Raw genomic sequence first — 7,523 nt, 5'->3', positions numbered from 1 at the left:
CAACCGACTGGTGTCAGTTGTTGCGTTCACTCAACAAGGTGAGGAGCATCAGCGGCGCGTTCGCTCGCCCTGGTCAATGACCCGGCGGCGCCGCGCTCAGTGGTTGGAGGGATAGACGCTCGCTCGTGTGACTGCAAGCGAAAAATGAAAAGTTTTCCACACCGCCCATTTTCTCGTGTCCGCGTGGCAGAACAGCAAGCCTGCTCGTCCTAATTAGACCGCACGAGCGTAGACCAGCCGGACCGGCTCCCGGCTGCACGAAATGTGGCGCACCGAAAACTCGCACGCGCCATCTGCGACGGCCGGAGGTTCCGCTAATTCGCTTCGCGCCTATGAACCAGAAGCGGCATGACGATCCTTTGAGGACTCGTTCAGGAGGCCGGCAAGTCTGAGACCTTCCAGGATGCCTTCGAGCCGCTGCTCCCGGATCGTCGAGGCAAGCATTGAAGCGGCGTCTCTTTGATCGACAGTGAAGTCGACGTCAGGCGATCGCTGAGTCAGGAGACCCACGAACCTCGGCACATCAGTCTCATGATGGCGCAAAACCGAAACTGCCTCCGCCGCAAGATAGTCAGCCAAGTCTCCATTCGGTGGCGGCTCAAACTCGAACTCGGCCCCGGCGCGTTCATCGATCGATCGTCGAATCTGATTGCTTTGTTGCTTTGCTGCCATCGAAAGCAGGAACACCGCATCCGCGAGCTTTTCCCGCGGCACGCTTCTCAACTCAGCGATAGAAGCCTGGATGCCCCCGCCGGAGCTCTTGTTGCGCTCGCGCCGTTGCTCTGCAAGCTGCGCATCAGGTGCGCGAGATTTGCTCTTCCGTCCTCGAAACATCGCCGTGCTCTCCGGCGGGCGATATATCGCGATGAACTGGTCGAATGAAGTACAAAAGTTGAGAGTGGCTCAACCATGAGCCACGCCACATTCTCGTGTCAGCGGCTCACTCCTGCGATGCTTCAAAGCACGATGGGAACGATCGCAACGCCGGTACCTCGCGAAGTCGTTTTGCGCCCGAGTACGGCCAACACCATCCGGACTATCAGGCCGAAGCGATCGAGAACATCACAGCGATGGCGAAGAAGCGCGCTGCTGCCTGATTTTGGGGGGCAGCTATTCTTCGGGAGATTATTCGGGGGGGTTGGAAAAGAGAGAATGTCTAAGTATTTGAAGTTCTTGGTCGGAGTGGCAGGATTCGAACCTGCGACCCCTGCGTCCCGAACGCAGTGCTCTACCGGGCTGAGCCACACTCCGACAAGAAGGCGGCTTATAGCGTCGGGTTTGGCGCACCGCAAGCGGCCGATACGAGGAATTTTGTCCCTGTGAAAACGGGTCTTCAAACGTTGATTTTGCTGGCCGGCGCGGCCGGCGCGGAAGCCGCCGCCCGTACATTGGCCGCCGGCGGGCTGGTCGCGTTCCCCACCGAGACGGTCTACGGGCTCGGAGCGGATGCCGCCAATGCCACCGCGATCGCCCATCTCTACGCCGCCAAGGGCCGGCCGGCCTTCAATCCGCTGATCGCACATGTCCCGGATATTGCCGCCGCGCGGCGGATAGGCCGGTTCGACGCGCGCGCCCTTCGCCTTGCGGAGGCGTTCTGGCCGGGGCCGCTGACGCTGGTTGTGCCGAAGGCGGACGGCTGTGCGGTGGCGGAGCTTGCCACCGCGGGCCTCGACACGGTCGCGATCCGCATCCCCGCCCATCCGGTGGCGGAAGCGATCCTGCGCGCCTTTGGCGGGGCGGTGGTGGCGCCGTCTGCAAATATCTCCGGGCACGTCTCGCCGACGCTCGCCGCCCATGTCGAAAGCGACCTATCGGGGCGGATCGACCTCATCGTCGACGGCGGGCCGGTCGCGGTCGGCGTCGAATCGACCATCGTGGGCTGCTTCGAGGCGCCGATGCTGCTCCGCCCCGGCGGACTATCACGCGAACGAATCGAGGCCGTGCTGGGCACGTCTCTGGCGCGGCCGCCTGTGGAGGCCGGGAGCGACGACAACCAACCGCTGGCGCCGGGCATGCTGGCCTCGCACTACGCGCCGCGCGCCAATGTGCGGCTCAATGCGCGCGACGTGGCGCCGGGCGAAGCGCTGCTGGCGTTCGGCCGTGCGCGCCTGCCCGGCCTGGAGGCCGCGGCGGCTGTCATGAATTTGTCGCCTGCGGCTGATCTCGATGAAGCCGCCGCCAATCTGTTCGGTTATCTACGGGCGCTCGATGCGCAGAGCCCGCGGGCGATCGCCGTGATGGCGATCCCGGAAGACGGTTTGGGCGAAGCGATCAACGACCGGCTGCGCCGGGCGGCGGTTGCGCGATAAGAGTGGAAGAAGAGACGAAGCGATGAACATCAACAAATCTGCCACCCCACCGCTTGCGCCCGAGCTGATCGAACAACTCCGCAAAATCGTCGGCGACCGCCATGCGATCACCGATGCGGCCGATATCGAGGCCTATGTCACCGAGGAGCGTAACCTGTTTCACGGCCGCTCGCCGCTGGTGCTGCGGCCGGGCTCGACGGCGGAAGTCTCCGCGATCTGCAAGCTCGCGTCCGAGCACAGGATCGCGCTGGTGCCGCAGGGCGGCAACACGGGGCTCGTCGGCGGACAGACGCCGCACAATGGCGAGGTCGTGGTGTCGCTGCGCCGGCTCGACCAGATCCGCGAGGTCGACACTGCCTCCAACACCATGACCTGCGAGGCCGGCGTCGTGTTGCAGATCGCGCAGCAGAAGGCAGCCGAAATGGATCGGCTGTTTCCGCTCTCGCTCGGCGCGGAGGGAAGCTGCACCATCGGCGGCAATCTCTCGACCAATGCCGGCGGCACGGCCGCGCTCGCCTATGGCGTCGCGCGCGAGATGGCGCTGGGGCTCGAGGTGGTGCTGGCCGACGGTCGCGTGCTCAACGTGCTGTCGAAGCTGAAGAAGGACAATACCGGCTATAATCTGCATAACCTCTTCATCGGCGCGGAAGGCACGCTCGGCATCATCACGGCCGCGACCCTCAAGCTGTTTCCGAAGCCGCGGGCGGTCGAGACCGCCTTCGTCGGCCTGAAGTCGCCGGCGGCGGCGCTGAAGCTGCTGACGATCGCGCTAAGCGAGGCCGCGAACGCGCTGACGAGCTTCGAGCTGCTGTCGGAGATGGCGGTCGACTTCTCGATCCGGCACGGCATCGACGTGCGCGATCCCCTGGAGCAGAAGCACCCCTGGTACGTGCTGATGGAATTGTCCGCAGCCAGCGACGACGCCCGCACGCCGCTGGAAACGATCCTCGGCCGTGCCATGGAAGAGGAGATCGTCGACGACGCCGTGATCGCGGCCAACCTCACCCAGCGCGCCGGCTTCTGGAAGCTGCGCGACGAAATGTCGGCGGCGCAGAAGCCGGAGGGCGGCTCGATCAAGCACGACATCTCCGTGCCTGTCGCCGCCGTGCCTGCCTTCATCGCGGAAGCCGACGCCGCCGTGGTGAAGCTGATCCCCGGCGCACGGCCGGTGCCGTTCGGCCATCTCGGCGACGGCAATCTGCATTACAACGTGAGCCAGCCGGTCGGCGCCAACACCGCGGATTATCTGGCGCGCTGGCACGAGGTGAACGCGGTGGTGTTCGAGATCGTGCTGCGCATGGGCGGCTCGATCTCGGCCGAGCACGGCATCGGCGTGCTCAAGCGCGATGAATTGCCTGATGTGAAGGACAAGACCGCGATCGAACTGATGCGCTCGATCAAGGCGATGCTCGATCCGCTGGGGATCATGAATCCGGGGAAGGTGCTGTGAGCGTGTCTGTCGCCCCTGCCCCGCTCGCGATCACTGCGATCGCGGATGCCGATATCGAAGCCGTCGTGGCGCTGTGGCAGCGCTGCGGCCTGACGCGGCCCTGGAACGATCCGCATGCCGACATCGCGCTGGCGCGGCGGCGCGAGAACTCGACCGTGCTGATCGGCCGCGATGGCGGCTCGATCGCGGCAACCGTCATGGTCGGCCATGACGGCCATCGCGGCTGGGTCTATTACGTCGCGGTCGATCCTGACAGCCGCAAGCGCGGCCATGGCCGGGTGATCATGGCGGCAGCCGAGGACTGGCTGCGCCAGGCCGGCATTGCAAAACTCCAGCTCCTCGTCCGGCGCGAGAACACGCAGGCCAGCGCGTTCTACCAGTCGCTGGGCTTCGAGGAATCCACCTCGGTGATGTTCCAGAAGTGGCTCGATGGCCGCGAGGCTGCTCCGTGAGACTGAACTGAGATGGCGACCGCGAACGCGGTGTGCTCCCTCGCCCCGCTTGCGGGGAGAGGGTTGGGGTGAGGGGGAGTCTCCCCGGGGACGGAAGCAGTTGAACTCGTGGAGAGTCCCCCTCACCCGCATCCCATCTCCGATGGGATGCGACCTCTCCCCGCAAGCGGGGCGAGGTGAGCAAGCTTCACCGTCCACACAAGACCCGAGCGAGGCCTCATGACCATTTCCGACCGCGTCCGCATCAAGGACGTTCGCGTGCTCTCGGACAACTGGACCGTCCTGAAGAACACGACGCTCGAGTACCGGCGCGCCAATGGCGAGTGGCAGACGCAGCATCGGGAAACCTATGAGCGCGACAACGCCGCAGCCGTGCTGCCCTACAATCGCGCACGGCGTACGGTGATCCTGGTGCGCCAGTTCCGTCTGCCGGCCTATATCCGCGGCTACGACGATCTGTTGATCGAAGCGGCCGCCGGCGTGCTGGACGATGCCTCCCCCGAGGTGCGTATCCGCGCCGAGGCCGAGGAGGAAACCGGCTATCGCCTGCACCACGTCCAAAAGGTGTTCGAGGCGTTCATGAGCCCCGGCGCCGTGACCGAGAAGCTGCATTTCTTCGTCGCCGAGTACGAGCCGGAGATGCGCATCAGCGACGGCGGCGGTCTTGCGCACGAAGGCGAGGACATCGAGGTGCTGGAGCTCGGAATCGACGAGGCGCTGGCAATGATCGCGGACGGACGGATCGTCGACGCCAAGGCGATCATGCTGCTGCAATATGCGGCGCTGCATGTGTTTCGGTAGTGCCCGCTGGCTTCGTTCACCTCGCCCCGCTTGCGGAGAGAGGTCGGAATTCGCACTTAGCGCGGATTCTGGGTGAGGGGGAGCCTCCACGAATCCAACTCTCACTGCCCCCCCGTGGAGACTCCCCCTCACCCCAACCCTCTCCCCGCAAGCGGGGCGAGGGAGCGCACCTGCTGCGCGGCGAGCCATTGCGCAATGCAATTCAGACCTGCACACCCCTGCCCCCCGTTGAGCTGATCGCCGACTATCTCTAGTCTGGCCCCAACCAAGAACCAGGAGACGCGCCCCATGTCCGCTCCGCGCGACGACGAATTCGGCTTTGCGCCCGACTACGATTCACCCGTCCCCTATATGCAGCGCACGCGCGACTATTACACCGCGATCGGCTACACCACGCCCTATCGCTGGGCGCACTACACCGAGGCGCCGTTCCAGCCGCTGAAGAAGCCTCTCGCCCAATCGCGCGTCACGATCGTCACCACCGCGGCGCCTTTCGATCCGACCAAGGGCGACCAGGGGCCGGGCGCGGCGTATAATGGCAGCGCGAAGTTCTACCAGGTCTATGACGGCGACACGTCGAAGCAGCACGATCTTCGCATCTCGCACATCGGCTATGACCGCAAGCACACCTCGGCTACCGACAATGGCACATGGTTTCCGCTGCCGCAGCTCCTGAAGGCGAGCGCTGCGGGCCGGATCGGCGAAGTTGCCCCGCGCTTCTTCGGTGCGCCGACCAACCGCAGCCATCGCGTCACCCTCGACACCGACGCGCCGGAAATTCTGGCGCGTTGCCTCGCCGACAAGGTCGATGTCGCGGTGCTGGTGCCGAATTGCCCGGTGTGCCACCAGACCACGGCGCTGGTGGCGCGGCACCTGGAGCGGAACGGTATCCCGACCGTGGTGATGGGCTGTGCCAAGGACATCCTCGAGCACGCCGCCGTGCCGCGCTTCCTGTTCAGTGATTTCCCGCTCGGCAATTCCGCCGGCAAGCCGCACGACGTCGCCTCGCAGGCGCAGACGCTCGAGCTCGCGCTAAAACTGCTGGAGAGCGCGAGCGGCCCGCAGACGACGTTGCAGTCGCCGCTGCGCTGGAGCGAGGACGCTTCCTGGAAGCTCGACTACAACAACGTCGCGCAACTCTCGCCCGAAGAGCTCGCGCGCCGCCGCGCCGAATTCGACAAGCAGAAGGAGATCGCGCGCGGCAACCGCGCCGCCTGACGTCCTCCGATAACGCAATCAAAGGGGAGAGCGACGTGACGCGACCGTTCGAGGGCGTGAAGATCCTGGATTTCACGCAAGTGCTGGCCGGCCCCTATGCGAGCTACCAGCTCGCGCTGCTGGGGGCCGACGTCATCAAGGTCGAGCGGCGCGAGGGCGAGGACATGCGCCGCACGCCGCTCTCGCGCGAATGGGCCGAGCGCGGCCTCGCGCCAGCGTTCCAGGCCATCAACGGCAACAAGCGCAGCCTCACGCTCGACCTGCAGAAGCCTGACGCGATCGCCATCGTGAAGAAGCTCGCCGCAACGGTTGACGTGGTCATGGAGAATTTTCGGCCCGGCGTGATGGACAAGCTCGGCATCGGCTACGAGGCGCTCTCCGCGATCAACCCGAAACTGATTTATTGCGCCGTGTCCGGCTTCGGCCAGACCGGCCCCGATCGCCTGCGGCCCGGCTATGACGGCAAGATGCAGGCCCTGTCGGGCATCATGGCGATATCAGGCCATCCCGAAACCGGGCCGACGCGCGCGGGCTTTGCGGTGTGCGACGTTCTGTCGGGCGCGACCGCCGCGTTCGGCGTGTCGAGCGCGCTCTACCAGCGCGACCACACCGGCAAGGGCCAGTTCGTCGACGTCTCCATGCTGGAAGCGACAATGGCGTTTCTCTCGGGGCAGATCGCGGACTGGTCGGTCGCCGGCCATCGCCAGCAGCTCTCGGGCAACCAGGCGGTGAGCCGCAGGACCACTGCGAATTTGTTCAAATGCGGCGACGGCCACATCCTGCTCGCCGTCAACAACGAGAAGCAGTACCGCGCGCTGATGTCTGCGCTCGGCCGCGAGGATACACTCAGCGATCCGCGCTTCGCCGACTGGTTCGCGCGCAACGAGAACGAGCCCGCACTGCGCGCCATCATCGAAGAGGCGCTCGCTGCGAAGCCGGCACGCGAATGGGAGAAGATTCTGGAAGACGCCGGCGCGCCCTGCGCCAGCATCTGGAAAATCGAGGAGATCATCGACCACCCGCAAATCAAGGCGCGTGGTGCGATCCAGGAACTGGATACGCAATACGGCCGCCTGCGCTTTGCCGGCAGCGGATTCAAGCTCGCCCATGGTGGCGGCAGGCTGGACCGGATGGCGCCGGAGCTCGGCGCGGATACGGACGCGGTTCTGGGCGAGCTGGGTTTTGATGCGGCGGAGATCGCGGCGTTGAGGGCGCGGGAGATTGTGTGAAGGCGCGGCCGCATACTCCGCAGCAGCCGTAGGGTGGGCAAAGGCGCAACGCGCCGTGCCCACC

Annotated in this window: 7 protein-coding genes and 1 tRNA gene; 6 read left to right on the top strand and 2 right to left on the bottom strand. The window is 65.4% G+C overall.

Features of this window, described 5'->3' with window-relative positions; translation table 11 throughout:
• Positions 1 to 330 precede the first annotated feature (330 nt).
• Together AC630_RS27605 and AC630_RS27600 are read right to left on the bottom strand one after the other, a co-directional pair.
• Positions 331 to 834, bottom strand: a complete 504-nt coding sequence (locus AC630_RS27605; protein WP_074121619.1) for a hypothetical protein — start codon at positions 832 to 834, stop codon at positions 331 to 333.
• Positions 835 to 1,174: 340 nt separating this feature from the next.
• Positions 1,175 to 1,251 (bottom strand) — tRNA-Pro (locus AC630_RS27600).
• A gap of 68 nt (positions 1,252 to 1,319) precedes the next feature.
• Between AC630_RS27600 and AC630_RS27595 the strand changes: the two genes are divergently transcribed.
• From AC630_RS27595 to AC630_RS27570, 6 genes are all read left to right on the top strand, one after another.
• A complete protein-coding gene (locus tag AC630_RS27595) occupies positions 1,320 to 2,309 on the top strand; it encodes an L-threonylcarbamoyladenylate synthase (protein ID WP_143198363.1) in 990 nt (329 codons plus the stop codon).
• Between the two features lie 22 nt (positions 2,310 to 2,331).
• Positions 2,332 to 3,759, top strand: coding sequence for an FAD-binding oxidoreductase (locus AC630_RS27590; protein WP_074121617.1), 1,428 nt, complete (start codon positions 2,332 to 2,334; stop codon positions 3,757 to 3,759).
• 2 nt (positions 3,760 to 3,761) lie between these two features.
• Positions 3,762 to 4,211 carry a GNAT family acetyltransferase gene (locus AC630_RS27585; RefSeq protein WP_143198364.1) on the top strand — a complete coding sequence of 150 codons (450 nt, stop codon included), beginning with the start codon at positions 3,762 to 3,764 and terminating at the stop codon, positions 4,209 to 4,211.
• A gap of 219 nt (positions 4,212 to 4,430) precedes the next feature.
• Positions 4,431 to 5,012, top strand: coding sequence for an NUDIX hydrolase (locus tag AC630_RS27580; protein WP_074121615.1), 582 nt, complete (start codon positions 4,431 to 4,433; stop codon positions 5,010 to 5,012).
• 288 nt (positions 5,013 to 5,300) lie between these two features.
• On the top strand, positions 5,301 to 6,230 hold the full coding sequence (locus AC630_RS27575) for a glycine/sarcosine/betaine reductase selenoprotein B family protein (protein ID WP_074121614.1): 930 nt from the start codon (positions 5,301 to 5,303) through the stop codon (positions 6,228 to 6,230).
• 35 nt (positions 6,231 to 6,265) lie between these two features.
• Entirely contained in the window at positions 6,266 to 7,459 is a 1,194-nt protein-coding gene (locus AC630_RS27570; protein ID WP_074121613.1) for a CaiB/BaiF CoA transferase family protein, read from the top strand.
• The last annotated feature ends 64 nt before the right edge of the window (positions 7,460 to 7,523 follow it).

Origin of the sequence: Bradyrhizobium sp. AS23.2, from assembly GCF_001908185.1 — a bacterium.
Lineage (GTDB): Bacteria > Pseudomonadota > Alphaproteobacteria > Rhizobiales > Xanthobacteraceae > Bradyrhizobium.
This window is presented reverse-complemented; position numbering and strand designations above follow the sequence as displayed.